Annotated in this window: 16 protein-coding genes; 4 read left to right on the top strand and 12 right to left on the bottom strand. The window is 65.8% G+C overall.

The window, feature by feature from the left end; genetic code table 11:
• Positions 1-127: 127 nt before the first annotated feature.
• From QCE83_RS16360 to QCE83_RS16330, 7 genes are all read right to left on the bottom strand, one after another.
• Positions 128-1,060 carry an MBL fold metallo-hydrolase gene (locus tag QCE83_RS16360; RefSeq protein WP_309812784.1) on the bottom strand — a complete coding sequence of 311 codons (933 nt, stop codon included), beginning with the start codon at positions 1,058-1,060 and terminating at the stop codon, positions 128-130.
• A 201-nt stretch (positions 1,061-1,261) separates the two neighbouring features.
• Positions 1,262-2,176: a LysR substrate-binding domain-containing protein gene (locus tag QCE83_RS16355; RefSeq protein ID WP_309812780.1), complete on the bottom strand. Its 915-nt coding sequence runs from the start codon at positions 2,174-2,176 to the stop codon at positions 1,262-1,264.
• Positions 2,173-3,645 carry an NAD-dependent succinate-semialdehyde dehydrogenase gene (locus QCE83_RS16350; RefSeq protein WP_309812778.1) on the bottom strand — a complete coding sequence of 491 codons (1,473 nt, stop codon included), beginning with the start codon at positions 3,643-3,645 and terminating at the stop codon, positions 2,173-2,175. The genes QCE83_RS16355 and QCE83_RS16350 overlap by 4 nt, the downstream gene beginning before the upstream one ends.
• 44 nt (positions 3,646-3,689) lie before the next feature.
• On the bottom strand, positions 3,690-4,895 hold the full coding sequence (locus QCE83_RS16345; RefSeq protein WP_309812776.1) for a CaiB/BaiF CoA-transferase family protein: 1,206 nt from the start codon (positions 4,893-4,895) through the stop codon (positions 3,690-3,692).
• Positions 4,896-4,935: 40 nt separating this feature from the next.
• Positions 4,936-6,237 carry an MFS transporter gene (locus QCE83_RS16340; RefSeq protein WP_309812774.1) on the bottom strand — a complete coding sequence of 434 codons (1,302 nt, stop codon included), beginning with the start codon at positions 6,235-6,237 and terminating at the stop codon, positions 4,936-4,938.
• 48 nt (positions 6,238-6,285) lie between these two features.
• Positions 6,286-7,224, bottom strand: coding sequence for an amidohydrolase family protein (locus tag QCE83_RS16335; RefSeq protein WP_309815395.1), 939 nt, complete (start codon positions 7,222-7,224; stop codon positions 6,286-6,288).
• A complete protein-coding gene (locus QCE83_RS16330) occupies positions 7,224-8,108 on the bottom strand; it encodes an NAD(P)-dependent oxidoreductase (protein WP_309812771.1) in 885 nt (294 codons plus the stop codon). Before QCE83_RS16330 ends, QCE83_RS16335 begins: the two co-directional genes overlap by 1 nt.
• 145 nt (positions 8,109-8,253) lie before the next feature.
• Here QCE83_RS16330 and QCE83_RS16325 point away from each other — a divergent pair, with 145 nt between their 5' ends.
• On the top strand, positions 8,254-9,060 hold the full coding sequence (locus tag QCE83_RS16325; protein WP_309812769.1) for an FCD domain-containing protein: 807 nt from the start codon (positions 8,254-8,256) through the stop codon (positions 9,058-9,060).
• A 1-nt stretch (position 9,061) separates the two neighbouring features.
• Here QCE83_RS16325 and QCE83_RS16320 read toward each other — a convergent pair whose 3' ends face one another.
• The 5 genes from QCE83_RS16320 to QCE83_RS16300 form a co-directional block, all read right to left on the bottom strand.
• Positions 9,062-9,952: an amidohydrolase family protein gene (locus tag QCE83_RS16320; protein ID WP_309812766.1), complete on the bottom strand. Its 891-nt coding sequence runs from the start codon at positions 9,950-9,952 to the stop codon at positions 9,062-9,064.
• Positions 9,949-11,835 (bottom strand): TRAP transporter large permease subunit, encoded by a 1,887-nt coding sequence (locus tag QCE83_RS16315; RefSeq protein WP_309812763.1) that lies wholly within the window; start codon positions 11,833-11,835, stop codon positions 9,949-9,951. The genes QCE83_RS16320 and QCE83_RS16315 overlap by 4 nt, the downstream gene beginning before the upstream one ends.
• Positions 11,835-12,854: a TRAP transporter substrate-binding protein gene (locus QCE83_RS16310; protein ID WP_309812760.1), complete on the bottom strand. Its 1,020-nt coding sequence runs from the start codon at positions 12,852-12,854 to the stop codon at positions 11,835-11,837. The genes QCE83_RS16315 and QCE83_RS16310 overlap by 1 nt, the downstream gene beginning before the upstream one ends.
• A gap of 247 nt (positions 12,855-13,101) precedes the next feature.
• On the bottom strand, positions 13,102-13,896 hold the full coding sequence (locus QCE83_RS16305; RefSeq protein WP_309812756.1) for an enoyl-CoA hydratase/isomerase family protein: 795 nt from the start codon (positions 13,894-13,896) through the stop codon (positions 13,102-13,104).
• A 28-nt stretch (positions 13,897-13,924) separates the two neighbouring features.
• Positions 13,925-14,989 (bottom strand): tartrate dehydrogenase, encoded by a 1,065-nt coding sequence (locus QCE83_RS16300; RefSeq protein ID WP_309812753.1) that lies wholly within the window; start codon positions 14,987-14,989, stop codon positions 13,925-13,927.
• A gap of 165 nt (positions 14,990-15,154) precedes the next feature.
• On the opposite strand from QCE83_RS16300, the gene QCE83_RS16295 reads away from it, so the two are divergent.
• The 3 genes from QCE83_RS16295 (at position 15,155) to QCE83_RS16285 (ending at position 18,558) form a co-directional block, all read left to right on the top strand.
• Positions 15,155-16,084, top strand: a complete 930-nt coding sequence (locus tag QCE83_RS16295; protein ID WP_309812751.1) for a LysR family transcriptional regulator — start codon at positions 15,155-15,157, stop codon at positions 16,082-16,084.
• 96 nt (positions 16,085-16,180) lie between these two features.
• The gene (locus QCE83_RS16290) at positions 16,181-17,161 is read left to right on the top strand and encodes a 4-hydroxythreonine-4-phosphate dehydrogenase PdxA (RefSeq protein WP_309812748.1); all 981 of its coding nucleotides are present in this window, start codon (positions 16,181-16,183) and stop codon (positions 17,159-17,161) included.
• A gap of 71 nt (positions 17,162-17,232) precedes the next feature.
• Positions 17,233-18,558 (top strand): MFS transporter, encoded by a 1,326-nt coding sequence (locus tag QCE83_RS16285; RefSeq protein ID WP_309812746.1) that lies wholly within the window; start codon positions 17,233-17,235, stop codon positions 18,556-18,558.
• Positions 18,559-18,562: the final 4 nt, after the last annotated feature.

Raw genomic sequence — 18,562 nt, 5'->3', positions numbered from 1 at the left:
TCTAAGGCGCTGAATTTTTGCTTGTCAACCGCAATCAAAAATCAAAATTGGGCGAGGTTCCGGATTAGACAGGGGCTGCAGGGGCTGCATGGACTGAAGCAGCGCGCGCAATCCGCACTGACGCGGCTTAGTAATCCCACAGAACCGGCACGAAGCGGAAGCCTTCCTTGTGCTTCGCCACGTGACCGATCGACGGGAAGGCGACGTGCGCGGCGGCCAGCAGGCTGCCGGTCTGCACGGCTTCATCGAGCAAGGCCACACGCACTTCCGCGGCCTTCTCCGGGTCATGCTCGAAGCCATTCTGCCAAAGCGGATGGTCGAAGTTGACTTCGAAAATCGCATCGCCGACAAAGGTCAGTTTCTCGCCATTCGATGCGATATCCACGACGCAATGACCCGGCGTATGTCCGCCCGTCACGCGTGCCGAGACGCCCGGCGCCACGTTCGTGGTCCGATCGAAACGAACCAGGTTTTCGCTGTAGAGCTTCACGAATTTCGCGGCGGCTTCGCGCAGCGCCGGCGGCACCGTTTCCGGCATCACCGTCTTGCTGAAGTCGGGATTCTTCCAGAACTCGACTTCAGCAGCCGCTACGTGAATGCGCACGTCGGGACGCAGCTTGCCCTTGATGCCATCGACGTTCAGGCCGCCGACGTGATCCATGTGCATGTGCGTCACCACGATATCGGTGATCGCTTTCAGATCGATGCCGGCGGTTTCGAGGCGCATCACGGATTGCCCGGCGCGCGTGAAGTATTCGAAGCCGTCGCCCACGCCCGAATCGATCAGGATCAGTTGCTCGCCGCTGCGCACGAGCGCGATGTTGAGCGCCCAGTCGAAGCGGTCGCGCTGCAGGAAGCGGCTGTCGAACCAGGCGTTGCGATCCGCCTCGCTCACGTTGGTGGACATGGTGGACGTCGGCAGCGGCAGGACGCCGTCGCTGATGAGGACCACATCCACGTCGCCGATACGCACCGCGTAACGCGACGGCACGAGTTCTCCCGAAGCCTGCTTGCCCGGACTCGTGATGACCGGCTGCACATTGCGGGTGGTCTGGCTCATGTTCGCTACTCCTTCTGTCGATGGGGAAACGCCGCACGGGGCGACGACGTTGGCACGCTGCGTTTGCTTGCATGCCGATCAGCTGTGCGACGAAGTGTAGTCAGGAGCAGCGGACGCCAGTAGCGTCGCGGAGGGGACCGTGATGTTGTTGCGAGCGCAACAATCAAAGGAAGAAAAAGGCCTGAAGAAAGGCCGCGTGCGTCACCCGCGCGGCGACCATGCGCCGCGTTCGAACTCCGACTCCAGGAACTCGACGCATGCCTTGACGCGCGCCGACGTCGCGAGCCGCGCCGGATACACGGCGAAGATATCGGCGGGCTGCGTGACCTCGGGCAGCACCTGGATGAGCCGGCCGTCGTCGAGGTACGAACGGACGTTCCAGATCGAGCGCAGCATGATGCCGCGACCCGCCAGCGCCCATTGCACGGCGGCTTCACCATCGTTCGATGCAAGCGCGCCGCTGACCTTCACGCGTACGTCCGCGCCGTTCACGGCGAAGCGCCACACGCCGAACGGATGATCGCGTTCCTTGATGCACAGGCATTCGTGCGCCTGCAATGCCTCGATGCTGTCCGGTGTGCCACGGGTACGCAGATAGTCCGGCGACGCGCACAGGATCCGATGGTTGGTCGCGAGACGCCGCGCGATCAGATGCGGCGCGATGTCGTTGCCCACGCGGATATCGAGGTCATAGCCTTCGGCCGCGACATCGACGATGCGGTCGAACAGGTCGAGCCGCACGTTCAGTTGCGGATGCGTTTCGATGAAGCGCGCCAGCACCGGCGCGACCACGCGCCGTCCGAAGCCGAAGCTGCTCGAAATGCGCAGCATGCCGCGCGGCGCGCGCTTGACGCCGGAGACATCGTCGATCAGCTGATCCGCATCGTCGAGCAGTTGCTGCGCGCGCCGGTAGAGACGCTCGCCGGCTTCGGTCATTGCCACGCGCCGCGTCGAACGGAACAGCAAGGGCGCATCCAGCGCGCTTTCGAGCAACTGGATGCGCTTGCTGACATACGCGGGCGACACCGACAGAAAATCCGCCGCCGCGGCAAAGCTCGCTTTCTGCGCGACGACATGGAAGACGCGCAGATCGTTCAGGTCGACATGACGGTTCAATCGAGCCCGCCCTCGCACACGTACTTCACCGAGAGATAGTCGTCCAGCCCGTAGCGCGAGCCTTCGCGGCCATAGCCCGATTCCTTCACGCCGCCGAAGGGCGCCGCCTCGCTCGACACCGCGCCTTCGTTCGCACCGACCACGCCCGCTTCCAGCTGCCCCGCCACGCGATGAATGCGCCGCGCATCGCGCGTGTAGAAGTAGGCAGCGAGGCCATAAGGCGTGTCGTTCGCCGCGCGGATCACGTCTTCCTCGCGCTCGAAGCGGAACAGCGGCACGACCGGCCCGAAGGTCTCCTCGCAGCACACCGCCATGCCGTCTCGGGCATCGAGCAGCACGGTCGGCGCATAGTAGTTCGGACCGAGCGCATCGAGCTTGCGGCCGCCGGTCAGCACACGTGCGCCGTGCGAGAGCGCATCGTCCACGTGCCGCGCAATCTTCTCGACCGCGCGCGCGTTGATCATCGGGCCGATCTGCGCGGCATCGTCGGTGGCGGGGCCGACCTTCAGCGACGCCACGCGCTCGCCCAGCTTGCGCGCGAACGCTTCATAGACGCCGGCCTGCACGTACACGCGATTCGGACACACGCAGGTCTGCCCGCCGTTGCGGAATTTCGAGGCCATGAGCCCTTCGATGGCCGCATCGAGATCGGCGTCATCGAACACGATGAAGGGCGCGTTGCCGCCCAGTTCGAGCGAGAGCTTCTTCAGCGTATCCGCCGACGCCCGCGCGAGATGCTTGCCCACCGCCGTCGAGCCGGTGAAGGTGATCTTGCGCACGCGTGCATCGGCGAGCCAGTCGGCCACTGCCGCGACGCCGTGTTCGCGCGAAGCCGCGATCATGTTGAGCACGCCATGGGGCAGGCCCGCTTCGAGCGCCAGTTGCGCAAGTGCCAGCGCGGTGAGCGGCGTATCCTCGGCGGGCTTTGCGACCACTGTGCAGCCCACCGCGAGCGCGGGCGCGATCTTGCGGGCGATCATCGCGAGCGGGAAGTTCCACGGCGTGATCGCCGCGACGATGCCGATAGGCTCCTTCACCGCGCTCATGCGCTTGCCGCGCTGCTGCTGCGGAATGAGATCGCCATAGACGCGCGGGCCTTCCTCCGCGAACCATTCGACATACGACGCCCCATAGCGCACCTCGCCGCGCGCCTCGGCCAGCGGCTTGCCCTGTTCGGTGGACATGATGCGCGCGAGATCTTCCAGGTTCGCGAGGATCAGCCCGTGCCAGCGGCGCAGGATGGCTGCGCGCTCGCGCGGCAGCGTCGCGCGCCAGGCGGGCAAGGCGCGGGCGGCGGCATCGGTGGCGGCGCGTGCATCGGCGGCGCTGCTGTCGGGGACCTCGGCGAAGCGTTCGCCATTGGCGGGATTGATGACCGGATAGCGTCCGCCTTCGGCCGCCCCGCTCCAGGTACCGTCGATCAGATTGCCCGTGCGCACCAGCTCTGGTCGCGTCAGTTCGAGAAACATTGAATGTCCTTGAGATAAGTGCCGTATTTCAGTTTCAGCCGGCTTCATTCGGCCCGCGCGAACACGGTGCCGGATTCGTGCATCGCGTCGATTTGGGCATCGGCATAGCCGATCTCGCGCAGCACCTCACGCGTGTGCTGGCCGAGCAAGGGCGCCGCGAGCCCCGACTGCGAGGCATTGCCGTTCGAGAAACGGATCGGCAGGCCGATGCCCTTCACGTCGCCCGCGAGCGGGTGGTGCGACTCCACCACCATGCCGCGCGCCTGCGCCTGCGGATGTTCCAGTGCCTGCGAGACATCGAGCACCGGACCGGCGGGCAGGCCCACTTCATCGAACGCGCGAATCCATTCGTCGGTGGTGCGCGTCATCAGGCGCTCGGTCAGCAGGCGCACGAGTTCGTCGCGATTGGCCATGCGTCCGGCGTTGTCGGCGAAACGCGGATCGGCGGCGAGCTGCGGCATGTCGAGCACCGACAGCAAACGCTCGTAGTTGCTCTGGTTCGCCGCGCCGATGTTGATCCAGCCGTCCTTCGATGCGAACACCTGATACGGCGCGCTCGTCGTGTTGGCCGAGCCCATCTTCTTCGGCAAGGCGCCTTGCGCGAACCAGCTCGCGGCGGGCCAGTACATCTGCTGCAACGCCGCTTCGAACAGCGAGGTATCGACGATCTGTCCTTCGCCCGTCTTGAGCTTGTGCGTGTAGGCCGCCGAGATGCCGAGCGCCGCGAGGATGCCCGCGTTGATGTCCGCGACCGGCGAGCCCGCCTTGACCGGCGGCCGGCCTTCCTCGCCGGTGAGGCTCATCATGCCGCTCATGCCCTGCGCGATCAGGTCGAAGCCGCCCTTGCTCGCCCACGGACCGGTGCGTCCGAAGCCCGAGATGCAGCAGTAGATGAGGCCCGGATTGATGGTCTTCAGCGTGTCGTAGCCGAGACCGAACTTCTCCATCGTGCCTTCGCGATAGTTCTCCGTCACCACGTCCGCGCTTTCGAGCAGCTTGCGCAGCACGTCGCGTGCGCCTTCGGTCTTGAGATTGAGGCCGATGCCGCGCTTATTGCGGTTCACGATCATGAACGATGCGGATTCGCCGTTGTCGAGCATCGGTGAGAAGCGGCGCGAGTCGTCGCCATGCGGGATCTTCTCCACCTTGATGACTTCAGCGCCCATGTCGGCGAGCATCATGCCGCACACCGGTCCCGACATGATGTGCGCCAGTTCGATCACGCGCATTCCGCTCAGAGGTCCTGCCATGTCTGTCTCCTTTCAGGTCGATTTGTTTGACTGGTTTGCTTCAGGCCGCGCGCCGGTCCACGCCGCCCGCGGCGAGCCGGCGTTCGCGCGTGACGATCAGCACCAGCGCCGCGCCGAGCGCAAGACATGCGCCGACGACGATCAGCGCCACGTCGGTGCGCCCCGTCACGGTGTTCAGATAGCCGATGAGATAGGGCGCGACGAAGCCCGCCAGGTTTGCGATTGCATTGATGAGCGCGATGCCCGCGGCCGCCGTCACGCCGGTCAGCAGCGCGGTGGGCAAGCCCCAGAATAGCGCGGGAATCGAATACACGCCCATGTTCGCCACGCACAGCGCGAACACGCCGAGCGCCGGCTGACGTTGCCACACGACGCACAGCGCAAAGCCCACCGCAGCCGTGACATAGGCGATGGTCAGGTGCCAGCGCAGGTCGTTGCGGCGGCTCGAACTGAGGCCCATCAGCACCATCGCGACGATCGCGCAGGCGCTCGGAATCGCCGTCAGCAGCCCGATGCTCGCCGCGTCCTTCACGCCCATGCGCTGCACCAGCGTCGGCATCCAGAAGCTGATGGCGTAGAGGCCCATCGTGAAGCCGAAGTAGATGGCGATCAGCGCCCACATGCGGCCGCTTGCCAGCAGCGCGCCGAAGCCCGTCTCCAGCTTGTGACGGTTCTCGCTCGCGAGCACGGTTTGCAGATGGCGCTTTTCATCGTCGGAGAGCCAGGTTGCGCTCGCGATGCTGTCGTTCATGCGGAACCAGATATAGACGCCGAGCAGCACGGTGGGAATGCCTTCGCAGAGGATCAGCCATTGCCAGCCGCGCAGGCCGCCGAGGTCGCTCATGTAGTGCAGGATCGCACCGGACACGAGACTGCCGAACAGTCCCGACGACGCCAGCGCCACATAGAACACGCCCCACGCCCGGCTGCGCCGCGCGCCCGGATACCACTGGCTCATATAGTAGATCGCGCCCGGAATGAAGCCCGCTTCGGCGAGACCGAGCAGGAAGCGCATGACGTAGAACTGCATCGGCGTGCGGACGAAGATGGTCGCGCACGAGAGCAGGCCCCAGGTCAGCATGATGCGCGAGATCCAGCGGCGCGCGCCGACCTTGTGCAGGATGATGTTGCTCGGCACTTCCAGCAGGAAGTAGCCGACGAAGAAAATGCCCGCGCCGAAGCCATAGACGGCGTCGCTGAAATGCAGGTCGCTCGCCATCTGCAACTTGGCGAAGCCCACGTTGACCCGGTTCACATAGGAAAAGAAAAACGCCAGCATCAGGACCGGAAGTATCCGCGTGGATATCTTCCGGAAGAGCCGGTTCTCATCGATTGCCTGCATGTTCGTCTCCTGGGTTTTCTTTATGATCATGCGTTGGGAAAGGCTTGTTCATGGCGCGTCGACCCGATACACCCGCCGGCAGGTGCCCGCGAACAGCGCGCGCAATTGCGTTTCGGTGGCGTCGGGCAGCGCGCCGGTCACATCGGCAATCATTTGCGTGAAGCTTGCGGAGAGACCGCCAACCGGCAGGTTGCTCGCGAACATCGCGCGCTCATAGCCGAACATGTCCACGGCTTCGCGCACCACGCGCCGGTTGCTGGCGCTGTCCCACACGCCGCCCTTCAGCCCGAGTTCGGAGACCTTGAGGCTGACGTTGGGGCAATCGGCGAGCGCCCGCATGCCGCGCCGCCACACCGCCAGACCCGTATCCGAACGATCCAGCGGCAAGCCGAGATGATTCAGCACGACCGTGGTCCCGGGAATGCCGCGCACCACCTCGGCGGCTTCTTCCAGATGCCAGAACGGCACGCGCAGATCCCACGACAGGTCGAAGCGTTCGAGCAACGCGAGGCCGCGCAGCCAGGCCTCGTCCTGCATCGTGCCGGGCTGGCCACGCACGCTCGAGGCCGCATCGGGCGCCGTCACCGGCTTCGAACGCACGCCGCGCACGAGCGAATGGGCCGCATGCGCGATGAGCACCGTTTCGCAATCGTCCTGGATGAAGTACACATGTGCGACCGCCGCGCACGGCAAGCCTTCACGCGCCTTCAGTCGCGCAAGGAAATCGTTCTCGCGGGTCTGCTCGCTGCGGGCGCGCTCGGCTTCCATGTGCACCGTGCCGATCACGTCGAAGCCCGCCGTCGCCGCGCGATAGTCCGCGGGCAGGAAGTCGCGGCAGATCGCGCGGTAATCGCCCAGGAAGAAGTCCGGGTTATACGCGTCGGTGAGCCACGGATAGTGGCCGTCGGAAAGATCGAAGAAATGATGGTGCGCATCGAGAATCGGCAAGTCGAAGCCCAATGCGTTACGCGGCGCGCCCGCCTGCATCACGCGGCCTGCTCGACGTTGCCCGCCAGCAGCGCGATCAGTTCCGGCACCGGCGTGTGTTCGCCGCCTTCGGTCACGGCCTGTTGATACACCTCGCGCACTGCGCTTGCCGCCGTATGCGCGGCGCCGACTTCACCCGTCATCGCAACGTAATAGCTCATGTCCTTGAGCGCATTCGACATCGAGAAGCGGAAGCCGGAACTGTCCGCCGATTCGATGAACGGCTTCAATCGCTTGAACACGACGCCATCGCCGCCGCCCGCCGCCAGCACGCTGATGAGCACGTCAGGGGACACGCCTGCGCGGTTCGCACACGCTGCGGCTTCGGCGAGCACGGCAGAGAAGCCAAGCGAGACGAAGTTGTGCAGCAGCTTGAGCCGATGCCCCGAAGACGCCTCGCCCGCATACACGATGTTCTCCGCGAACGTCTGCAACAGGGGCAGGCATTCGTCGAACACCGCGCGCTCGCCGCCGACGATCAGATTGATGCGGCCTTCGGCGGCTTCCTTCGGCGTGCGCGTCATGGGCGCATCGAGGAAGCGCGCGCCGGCGTCCTGCACCGCCGCCGCAATGCGCATGGTCGATTCGGGAATGGCCGTCGAGCAGTCGATGACCACCGTGCCCGGACGCAAGGCCTCCAGCACGCCGCGATTGAACAGCACGTCTTCCACTTGCGGCGTGCCGGTGACGCACAGGATCAGCACATCCACCGACGCCGCGAGCGCCTTCGGATCAGCCGTGGTGCGCGCACCCGCCGCGCGCAGCGCATCGAGCGGCTGGTTGCCCGGATGCTCCAGCACGTTCAGCGCATAGCCGTGCTTCTGGATGTTGCTCGCGATACCATGTCCCATCATCCCTACCCCGATCACGCCAATCTGCTTCATGCCATCTCCTGGTGTATGTTGTCGGTGCATGCGAGACGCCTGACTCGCATCGCTCAAGTCATAGTACAAATTTATACGACACATTTGTCAAGCGAATTTCTCGACGATGTTATGATCGAGTGACCCGAACTCATCGCTTCCGATCATGCAAGACGCCAGGATGAACAACGACGAATCCACCCTCGCCGACCGCGTGACGCGGCTGCTGGTGGATCAGATCCGCAGCGGCTACTACCCGGTGAATGCGCGCCTGCCCACCGAGAAGTTCATGACCGAGCAGTACGGTGTGAGCCGCACGGTAGTCCGCGAGGCCATCTCGCGTCTCAAGTCCGAGGGTCTCGTGGACACGCGCCAGGGCAGCGGCACTATCGTGCTCGATCCGAAGGCTGCGCAGGTGTTCCGCCTCGCGCGCGACGAAGTGAATCCGGCGGCGGGCGTGGTGCGCATCATCGAGTTGCGGCGCGGCATCGAGGCCGAGATGGCGGCGCTGGCTGCCGAGCGGCGCACGGTGGCGCAAATGAGCGTGATCCGGCGTGCGCTCAAGGCCATCGACCGCGCGGTGGCCGAAGGCGGCGACGGCGTCGAGGCGGACCTCGAATTCCATCTGGCCATTTCACGCGCGGCGGGTAATCCCTACTTCACCGAACTCCTGTCGATGCTGACGCACGCGCTCCAGGACGCCATCCGCATCACGCGGACCAACGAAGCGCGCCGCGCCGATCTCGCCGACGACGTCCGCGCGGAACACGAAGCCATCGCGGCCGCAATCGAGGCGCGCGATCCCGATGCCGCGCGTCAGGCGGCTCACGCGCACATGCAGCGCACGGCCATGCGCATCCAGCAGGTGGATCGCAGTTTCTGGAGCGGCGACCGCGGCGCGGCCGCGCAAAGGCTGTCGCGCGCGCGGCTCGATACGGTGATCGAAAAGCCGGCGCGCGGGACGAAGGGGTGAATCAGGCTGGCGCGTAGAACGCCACTGCGTTGTCATGGAAGAGGCGGCGTTGATCGGCCTCGCTCATGTCCTGCACGATCTCGAAGAAGCCGTCATAAATTTCGTCGAACGTCGCGCACAGGCTGTCCACCGGAAAATTGCTCGCGAACATGCAGCGTCCGGCGCCGAACAGTTCGATGGTCGTGCGCACGATCCAGCCGTTCGCTTCCGCCGTCCACGGCAAGCCGCGCTGACCCAGCCCCGATATCTTGACCCACGCGTTATCGCATTGCGCGAGCTCGGCCGTGGCATCGCGCCACGCGGCGAGCATGGCGGCGCTGCGATCGGCGGGCAGACCGGTGTGATTCAGCACAAGGCGCGTGTCCGGATGATCGCGCGCCAGTTCAGCCGCTTCGTGCAGATGCCACCACGGCGTCTGCAATTCGAAATGCAGGCCGTGATGCGCAAGCCGCGCATAACCCCCGCGCCACGCGGCGTCGCTCATGCCGCCGGGCGCGCTCATGCCCGGCGCGGCATTGGCGCGGGGCTTGTGACGGATGCCGCGCACGAATGCATGGCGCGTCAATTCCGCCAGCGTCGCGTCGAGATCCGGGCGATCCAGCCACGCCTGCCCCACGGCGACGCTCGGCAAGCCTTCCCGCCGCCGGAGTTCCGCGATGTACTCCATTTCGCCGAGCGGATCGCGCGGGTCCCATTCCGCCTCGATATACACGCTCCCCGCAAGCCGGAAACGCTGCGTGTCGCGCCGGTAATCTTCCGGCAGGTACGGCGCCCGGATCGCGCGATAGTCGCCATAGCGGAAGTTCGCGATGGTCTCGCCGCACAGCCACGGATAGGTGCTCAGGCGCGTGTCCCAGAAGTGCTGGTGGGCGTCGAAGATGGGCAGGGTCATGTCGGCAGGAATCCGGTCGAAATCCACGGCACGAACGCGACCACCACGATCACCAGCAGCAGCGCGAGCAGATATGGAACGACGCCGCGCATCACGCCGTCGGGTGAGGTCTTGCCGATCATGCACGCCGCATAGAAGCCCACGCCGAAGGGCGGCGCGAACAGGCCAACGCCCATGCACAGCACGACCACGATGGCATAGTGCACGTCGCCGATGCCGAGCGCGCGCGCCACCGGAAACAGCAGCGGACCGAACAGCACGATGGCGGGAATGCCTTCGAGCACGCTGCCGAGCACAAGAAACACGACGATCGAAATGGCCAGGAAGCCGATGCGTCCGCCCGCCACGCTTTCCATCAACGCGGCCAGCGAGGCCGAGAAACCCGACTGCGTCAGCGCCCAGGACATGGCCGTCGCCATGCCGATCGTAAAGAGAATGGCTCCCGACAGACTGGCGGTTTCGATCAGGATCGGATACAGCCGCCGGAACTCGATATGCCGGCGAAACGCATGCAGCACGAGCCCCGCGACGATCGTATAGGCCACGCCGACGGTGGCCACTTCGGTCGCGGTCGCGACGCCTTCGACCACGGCCGAGCGGATCAGCACCGGCAGCGCGAGCGCGGGCAACGCGGCCAGGAAGGCGCGCGCGATCTCGCGCGGCGGCGCACGGCGGAACAGGCTCTTCGGTTCGGAACGGGTCTTGAACCAGACCACGGCCGCAATCGCCAGGCTCGCGACGCAAGCAGGCAGCAGCCCGCCGGTGAACAGCGCGGTGATGGAGATGCCGCATACGGCACCGATGGTGATGAGCACGATGCTCGGCGGAATGGTCTCGGTCATCGCCGCCGATCCGACCAGCAGCGCAACGAGTCCGCGCGGATCGCAGCCGCGCTCCTTCATCTCGGGAAACAGCGCGGGCGCGACGGCGGCCATGTCGGCTACCTTCGAACCCGACACGCCTGAGACGAGGAACATCACCACCAGGAGGACGAATTGCAGGCCGCCCCGCAGATGGCCGATCAACGCCGCCATGAATTCGATCAGCGCGCGTGCCAGTCCGGACAGATCGAGCAGCGCGCCGAGCAGCACGAACAGCGGCACGGCGAGCAGGATCATCTGCGACATGCCCTCGTCCATGCGATTCACGACGATGCTCACGTCGATGCCTGCTGCCAGGTTAAGGTACGTGACGGTGGCCACACCGAACGCGAAGGCAATGGGAATGCCGGCCGCGATCGCCATGCCGAGCAGCAGCACGAAGAACACCAGCAGGTTGTAATTACCCATCGCAGCCAGCGGCTCACGTGCGAACCACAACGCCGCGCCGATCGCGCCCAGCACGGCGAAGGCCAGCGCCAGCTGACGCGGCGAGCTTTCACGCACCAGCACCGCGAGCGACGCGATCAGCATCAGGATCGCGCCAACCGGCAGCGCCGCCGTGCGCAGACCCACGGGAATTTCCAGCGCGGACGTGGTGATCGCCATGTCGGCCTGCGCATGACCGATGGCCGGCACGATGATCAGCCCGACGAACACGCACACCAGCATCGCCGCGACCGTGCGGCACCAGGTCTGCCAGCGCGCGGGCAGCCGGCTGACGAGCGCGGTCATCGCCATGTGCTCGCCGCGATCGAGTGCGAGCGCCGCGCCGAACATCGCAAGCCAGACGAACAGGATGGACGCGAGTTCGTCCGACCAGACGAGTGGTGCGTCGAACGCATAGCGCGCCGCCACGCCCGCGAACAGGATCACCGTTTCGGCCACCACGAGCAACGCGGCCAGCGCGCCCGCCAGCCGCATCGCCGCGCGGCTCGCGCTGATGAGCATGCGCTGCAGCGGATGACGCGCCGCCTCGCCTTCCTTGTAGACGGCGCTCTGCATCAGCCGATCCTGCCGGCGTATTGTTCGAGCTTCGCCCACAGCGTTTCGCCGAAGCGCTTCTTCCAGTCGGCATAGAAGCCCGCGCTCTTCAGACGATCGCGGAACGCCGCGTGATCGACTTCGTTGAACTGCAAGCCGTGCCCCTTCAGTTGCGTAATCAGCGAATCGTTGAGCGCCTTCACGTCGGCGCGCTCCTTCAGCGCAGCGGCGTTCACATTGCGGCGCACGATCTCCTGCATGTCCGGCGGCAGCTTCTTGAAGTTCGCCGTGTTGCCGAGGAACCAGAAGCCGTCCCACATGTGATTGGTCAGCGCGCAATACTTCTGCACTTCATAGAAGCGCGTGGTGTCGATCAGCACGAGCGGATTCTCCTGCCCGTCCACCACGTGCGTCTGCAACGCCGAATACACCTCTTCGAGGCTCAGGGTCGTCGGCGACGCGCCGAATGCGCGAAACACCGAGGTCCACAAGGGGCTCGACGGCACCCGAATCTTCAGATCCTTCAACTGGTCGGGCTGCGTGATCTGACGCGTGCTGGTGGTGATCTGGCGATAACCGCCGTCGAAGATCTTCTCGAAGGCGAACAGCGGCGTAGCGTCGATCTTCTGGCGCACGTAGGCGCCAAGGTCGCCGTCCATCGCCTTCCACACCGCCTCATAGTCCGGAAACGCGAAGCCGACGCCGCTGATCTGCGCGTCCGGCACCATCACGCCGAGCGAGAGCGGCGAGTACGTCAGGAAGTCGATGGAGCCCGCCCGCAACTGCGAAAACATGCTGACATCCGAGCCCAGCTGCGCGTTAGGAAAGACCTGCAACTCGATGCGCCCGTTCGATTCCTCGCGGATCTTCTGCGCCATCTCCTTGACGCGCACGGTCATCGGATGCGTGACGGGCTGGAAGTTTGCGTACTTGAGCCGGAACTCCGCCGCGCTGGCCCGGCCCGACCAGCCCGTCATGGCGCCGGCGGCGGTCGCCGCGGAAACGGTTTTGAGGAAACTGCGCCGCGTCACTGATTGCATGTCGTCTCCATTTATTCTGTGGCGATGCAGCCTGCAAGACCGCAGCCCGTCATCGCTTTTCGATGGCAACCGCTTTGTTGTATGACGAAGTTATCATATAAGTTGGTACGGCAAATCTACGGTATTTCCCGTAGTTGCGATGCGGGAACGTGCGCATGACGGACGTGCGAAAGCGACGCGCTGACCTTGCGGCCCGCGCGTCGCGTGTTTGAGTAGTGAGAGTGAGCTGGGAGCGCGCCGCCCGACGTTACTCGCCCGTCCAGACCGGCGGCCGCTTCTCCGTGAACGCCGCGACGCCCTCATGAAAATCGCGGCTGCCGTAGCACTCGCGCACGAGATCGTCGCCTTGCAACGGCAAAGCGGCGAGCATGCGCGAGATGGATTGCTTGGTCACGCGCATCGTGACCGGCGCGTTGCGCTCGAGCCGATCCACATGTGCAGCCGCACGCGTATCGAGCTGATCCGGCTCGCAGCATTCAAAGACGAAGCCGGCGGACAGCGCGTCATCCACGTTCAGCATGTCGCCCAGCACGAGCATGCGCTTGGCACGCCCGATGCCGAACTCCGCGACGAGCCGCGCCGTATTGCCGATCGCGAGGCAGTTGCCCAAGGTACGCGCAATGGGCACGCCGAACTTCGCGCCGGGCGTTGCGATGCGCAGGTCGCAACAGGCGGCAATCGCGAGCCCGCCGCCGACGCACCAGCCATCGACGATGGCGAGCGTCGGCATCGGCAATGCATCGATGCCGCCGAGAATGCGCTCGATGCGATGCTCGTAGTTCACGCCGTCCTCGCCGCTTTCGAACGCGCCGAACTGCCGGATGTCGGTGCCCGCGACGAAAGCCTTGCCGCCCGCGCCGCGAAACGTCACCACGCGCACCTCGCTCGCGTTGGCAAGACGTTCGCAGATCGCTTCGAGTTGCTCGTACATGTGCCAGGTCATCGCGTTGTGCGCGGCCACGCGGTCAAACACCACGTGCGCCGCCGCGCCTTCGATGACGAGACGGACGTCGCCGTCGCTGCTTGCATCGGTCTGAGTCATGCCGTGTCCCCGTTGTCGATGATCCGCTTCAGCCGAGGCGCGCCACCACCGCGCCGCCCACTTCGCTCGTGCTGGCCTTGCCGCCGAGATCGCCGGTATGCGGGCCGTCCTTCAGCACGTCGGTGATGGCGGCAAGGATCGCGTCGTGCGCCTGCTGCTCGCCGAGGAACTCGAGCATCATCGCGGCGGACCAGATCATGGCGATCGGATTGGCGATGCCCTTGCCCGCGATATCCGGCGCCGAGCCATGGACCGGTTCGAACAGCGACGGGAAGTCGCGTTCCGGATTCATGTTCGCCGACGGCGCGATGCCGATCGTGCCCGTGCAGGCCGGACCCAGGTCCGAGAGAATGTCGCCGAACAGATTGGTGGCGACGACCACGTCGAAGCGGTCCGGGCTGAGCACGAAGCGCGCGCACAGGATGTCGATGTGCTGCTTGTCCCACGTCACGTCCGGATACTGCGCGGCCACTTCGGCGGCGCGCGCGTCCCACCACGGCATGCTGATCGAAATGCCGTTGCTCTTGGTGGCCACCGTGATCTTCTTCGCGCGGCTCTGCGCCAGATCGAAGGCGAACTTGAGCACGCGTTCCGAGCCCTTGCGCGTGAAGATAGACGTCTGCGACACGAACTCGCGTTCCGTGCCTTCATACATCACGCCGCCCACCGACGAATACTCGCCCTCGGTGTTTTCCCGCACGATCATGAAGTCGATGTCGCCGGCCTTGCGCTTCGCCAGCGGCGACGGCACGCCTTCGAACAGGCGCGCAGGCCGCAGGTTGATGTACTGGTCGAACTCGCGGCGGAACTTGAGCAACGAGCCCCACAGCGAAATGTGATCCGGCACCTTCGCGGGCCAGCCCACCGCGCCGAACAGGATGGCGTCGCAGGCTTGCAGTTGCGCCTTCCAGTCGTCGGGCATCATCTGGCCGTGGGCTTCGTAGTAATCGCAACTGGCCCATTCGATATGCTCGTATTCCAGCGCGATACCGAAACGCTTGCTCACGGCATCCAGCGCGCGCAGCGCTTCGGGCATCACTTCCACGCCGATGCCGTCTCCCGGAATCACGGCGATGCGATAGGACTTGCTCATGCTGCTCGTCTCCTTGATGGTTCGATGGTGGCCATTCTAGTCGCCGCGCGTCCGCGCTTCGACCGCATAACGGTGAAGTGATTCTGCACGAAGTGTGAATAATCGGCTGACGGGGCCGGGGCGCGCCCGCGCTAGAATCGGCACGTTCCTTTCATCAGGCAAGCCATGACGCGCCGCTCCGACCGCATCCAGTTCGACCTGAAGACGCTGCGCCTGTTCGAGGCCACCGCCGAACTGGGCGCGATCACCAAGGCCGCTGAACGCCTCGCGCTGGCGCCCGCTGCCGCTTCACGGCGCATCAGCGAAATGGAGACGCAACTCGGCGTCGCGCTGTTCGAGCGCCGTCCGCACGGCATGACCCTCACCGACGCAGGCCGTGCGTTGCTGGCTCACGCGCGCAGCATGATCCACACTGCCGAGCGCATGCATGAAGATGCCGCCGCGTTCCGGCAAGGCGCGCGCGGCGTCGTGAAGATCGCGGCGTGTACCTCGGCCGTCTTGCAGTTCCTCGCCGAAGACGTGCAGCGCTGCCATGCGGCGCATCCGGGTATCGACATCGACTTGCAGGAAGCCAACAGTCACGGCGTGATGCAGGCTCTGACGCGCGGCACGGTCGATATCGGCATCTACGAAGCCTCGCTCGGGCGGCTCGATCTGCCGACGCGCCCGTATCGCGAAGACCGGCTGGTCGTGCTGACCACCGCCGATCATCCGCTCGCCGCGCACACCGAAGTGCGCGCCGCCGACCTGCTCGACTGCGATGTGATCGGCCTCACCGTGGGCTCGGCCATTTCGATTGCGCTCAGCCGTCTCGCCAGCCAGATGGACCGGACCCTGCACATGCGCATTCGCGTCGGCAGCTTCGACAGCATGACGGCGATGGTCGCGGCGGGCGTCGGTATCGGCGTGATGCCGCTGGGCGTGGCGCGCGTGCTGGCCGGCGGCAAGCGCTTCCGCATCCTGCCGATCGAAGGCACGTGGCCGGTGCGCCAGATGCTGCTGTGCCATCTTCCCGCCGATGAACTGTCGTCCTCGACGCTCGCCGTGCTGGACCTGCTGGCGCAGCCGGTTTCGCAAAAGGCGAAACCTGCATAAGCCAATGAGCGATGGCGTGGGCGCGTGTTTGTCCTTAACGTAAGGACTTTCCGCTCGCAAGAAGCGGAGCGTTCCCACTGTCATCGCCGGAGCTTCATGACTTCAACTCCCGTACGCATTGCGCTCAGCATCGGCGACCCCGCCGGTATCGGCGCGGAGATCATCGCGCGTCTGCTGGCGGATCCCGCCACGCGCCAGCGCGCCCACGTCACGCTGATCGGCAACCGCGACGCCCTCGCCCGCGGCGCCGCCGCCGCGAACGTGCCGGTTCCGCAGGCCAGCGACTGGCTCACGATCCTGCCGTGGGCCGGCAGCGACACCGTGTTCGAGCCGGGCGTCATCAGCGAGGCAAGCGGCCGCTTCATGCTCGATTCATTGCGGCTCGCCGTGCAGCAGGTCACCGAAGGCCACGCCGATGCCGTGTGCTTCGGCCCGCTCAACAAGAGCGCGTTGCGCGCCGGCGGCATGCAGGAAGAGGACGAGATGCGCTGGTTCGCGAAGCTGCTGGACCATCGCGGCGTGTGCGGCGAACTCAACGTGCTGGACCCGCTGTGGACCGCGCGCGTGACCTCGCACATTCCATTGCGCGAAGTGTCCGAGCGGCTCTCGCCGGAAGCAGTGGCGGACGCCATCGGCATGCTCACGGCGGCGCTGCGTGCGGCGGGCGTTGCGCAACCGCGTATCGGCGTGTGCGGCCTCAATCCGCATAACGGCGATCACGGCAACTACGGCAGCGAGGAGACCGACATCATCGAGCCGGGCATGCGCCTCGCCGCCCAACGCGGCTGTGCTTCCACCGGCCCCTATCCCGCCGACACCATCTTCCTGCGCGCCCGCGCCGGCGAGCTCGACGGCATCGTCACGATGTATCACGACCAGGGGCAGATTGCGACCAAGCTGCTCGGCTTCGAAGTGGGCGTGACCGTGGAAGGCGGCCTGCCGATTCCCGTAACGACGCCCGCGCACGGCACCGCATACGACATCGTCGGACAGGGACGCGCGAGCGGCACTGCGATGGCGCGCGCCTTCGATCTCGCCTGCCGCATGGCGCACTCGACGCAAGCCGCCACCGCCTGAACAAGGCAATGTGAATAAAAGGGCTGGCGGCGCACGCACGCGCCGACACGGCCATCGCATCTGGAGGAGACATGGATTCGCAATCGCTGCGCGCCCCGCGCACGCAGGTTCAGAAAGTGGTGCTCGCGCTGCTCTGCGCGATGTCGTTCATCCTGTATCTCGACCGCGTGAATCTCGCCGCGGCCGCCGGGCCGATCAAGGCCGAGCTGGGCTTGTCAAACACCACGCTCGGCGTCGCGTTCTCGGCGTTCGGCTATACGTATGCGATCTTTCAGATCGTCGGCGGCTGGCTTGCCGACCGCATGGGCGCGCGCCGCACGCTGTTCGTCTGCGGCGCGATCTGGGTGGTCGCGACCATCGCCACCGGCATGGTCGGCGGACTGGCCTCGCTGTGCGCGGCGCGGCTGCTGCTTGGCATCGGCGAAGGCGCCGCACTGCCCGCGCAGGCCCGCGCCATCGCCAACTGGTTCCAGATGAAGGACCGCGGCTTCGTGCAGGGCATCACGCACTCGTCGTCGCGGCTCGGCAATGCCGTTGCGCCGACCCTCATCGCGCTGCTCGCCACGCTCTATTCATGGCGCCTGTCGTTCGTCATCGTCGGCGCGCTGACGGCGATCTGGATTGTCGTGTGGGTCTGGTACTACCGCGACGACCCGCGCGCGCACCGGCGCATCAACGAAACCGAACTGGCGCTGCTGCCGCCCGCCGCCGATCCTTCGCAGGCGCGCGCCGCGACGCCCTGGCGAAAAATCTTCGGCCGCATGTCGCCGACCATCTTCGTGTACTTCTGCCAGGTGTGGAGCAACACGCTGTTCTTCAGCTGGGTGCCGCTGTTCTTCCTGCATGGCTATGGGCTCAACCTGAAGGAGTCGGCCATCTTCGCGTCGGGCGTGTTCCTCGCGGGCGTGGTCGGCGACGTGACGGGCGGCTTTCTCAGCGACCGCGTGCTCAAGCGCACCGGCAGCCTCAGGAAGGCGCGTCAGGGCGTGATCGCGTTCAGCCTGCTGGGTGCGCTCGGCTTCATGATCCCGGTCATGCTGAGCCGCGACCTGACGGTGGCCACCATGTGTTTGTCGGGCGCGTTCTTCATGCTCGAACTGACGGTGGGCCCGATCTGGGCCGTGCCGATGGACATCGCGCCGCTCCACGCGGGCACCGCGAGCGGCATGCTGAACACGGGCGCCGCGCTCGCGACGATCATCTCGCCGGTCGTGTTCGGCGTGGTGATCGACGCCACCGGCAACTGGAGCCTGCCGTTCGTGGGCTCGCTGCTGTTCCTGCTGCTGGGCGCGTTGATGACGCTCAGGATTCACCCGGACCGCACGATCGACGATGCCTCCGAGCGGCACGGGCTGGACGGCGGAGATGCGGCTACGGCTGTGGGGCGGTCGGGCTGAAAGC

Source organism: Caballeronia sp. LZ034LL, from assembly GCF_031451215.1.
GTDB lineage: Bacteria > Pseudomonadota > Gammaproteobacteria > Burkholderiales > Burkholderiaceae > Caballeronia.
Note: the sequence above shows the minus strand (reverse complement) of the source record. Positions and strands in the feature narration are given on the sequence as shown.

What these genes read in the sequence shown, in the direction of transcription:
- QCE83_RS16360 (WP_309812784.1), bottom strand. Translation starts at nt 1,060, where the DNA reads ATGAGCCAGACCACCCGCAATGTGCAGCCGGTCATCACGAGTCCGGGC.
- QCE83_RS16350 (WP_309812778.1), bottom strand. Translation starts at nt 3,645, where the DNA reads ATGTTTCTCGAACTGACGCGACCAGAGCTGGTGCGCACGGGCAATCTG.
- QCE83_RS16345 (WP_309812776.1), bottom strand. Translation starts at nt 4,895, where the DNA reads ATGGCAGGACCTCTGAGCGGAATGCGCGTGATCGAACTGGCGCACATC.
- QCE83_RS16340 (WP_309812774.1), bottom strand. Translation starts at nt 6,237, where the DNA reads ATGCAGGCAATCGATGAGAACCGGCTCTTCCGGAAGATATCCACGCGG.
- QCE83_RS16335 (WP_309815395.1), bottom strand. Translation starts at nt 7,224, where the DNA reads ATGCAGGCGGGCGCGCCGCGTAACGCATTGGGCTTCGACTTGCCGATT.
- QCE83_RS16330 (WP_309812771.1), bottom strand. Translation starts at nt 8,108, where the DNA reads ATGAAGCAGATTGGCGTGATCGGGGTAGGGATGATGGGACATGGTATC.
- QCE83_RS16325 (WP_309812769.1), top strand. Translation starts at nt 8,254, where the DNA reads ATGCAAGACGCCAGGATGAACAACGACGAATCCACCCTCGCCGACCGC.
- QCE83_RS16320 (WP_309812766.1), bottom strand. Translation starts at nt 9,952, where the DNA reads ATGACCCTGCCCATCTTCGACGCCCACCAGCACTTCTGGGACACGCGC.
- QCE83_RS16315 (WP_309812763.1), bottom strand. Translation starts at nt 11,835, where the DNA reads ATGCAGAGCGCCGTCTACAAGGAAGGCGAGGCGGCGCGTCATCCGCTG.
- QCE83_RS16310 (WP_309812760.1), bottom strand. Translation starts at nt 12,854, where the DNA reads ATGCAATCAGTGACGCGGCGCAGTTTCCTCAAAACCGTTTCCGCGGCG.
- QCE83_RS16305 (WP_309812756.1), bottom strand. Translation starts at nt 13,896, where the DNA reads ATGACTCAGACCGATGCAAGCAGCGACGGCGACGTCCGTCTCGTCATC.
- QCE83_RS16300 (WP_309812753.1), bottom strand. Translation starts at nt 14,989, where the DNA reads ATGAGCAAGTCCTATCGCATCGCCGTGATTCCGGGAGACGGCATCGGC.
- QCE83_RS16295 (WP_309812751.1), top strand. Translation starts at nt 15,155, where the DNA reads ATGACGCGCCGCTCCGACCGCATCCAGTTCGACCTGAAGACGCTGCGC.
- QCE83_RS16290 (WP_309812748.1), top strand. Translation starts at nt 16,181, where the DNA reads ATGACTTCAACTCCCGTACGCATTGCGCTCAGCATCGGCGACCCCGCC.
- QCE83_RS16285 (WP_309812746.1), top strand. Translation starts at nt 17,233, where the DNA reads ATGGATTCGCAATCGCTGCGCGCCCCGCGCACGCAGGTTCAGAAAGTG.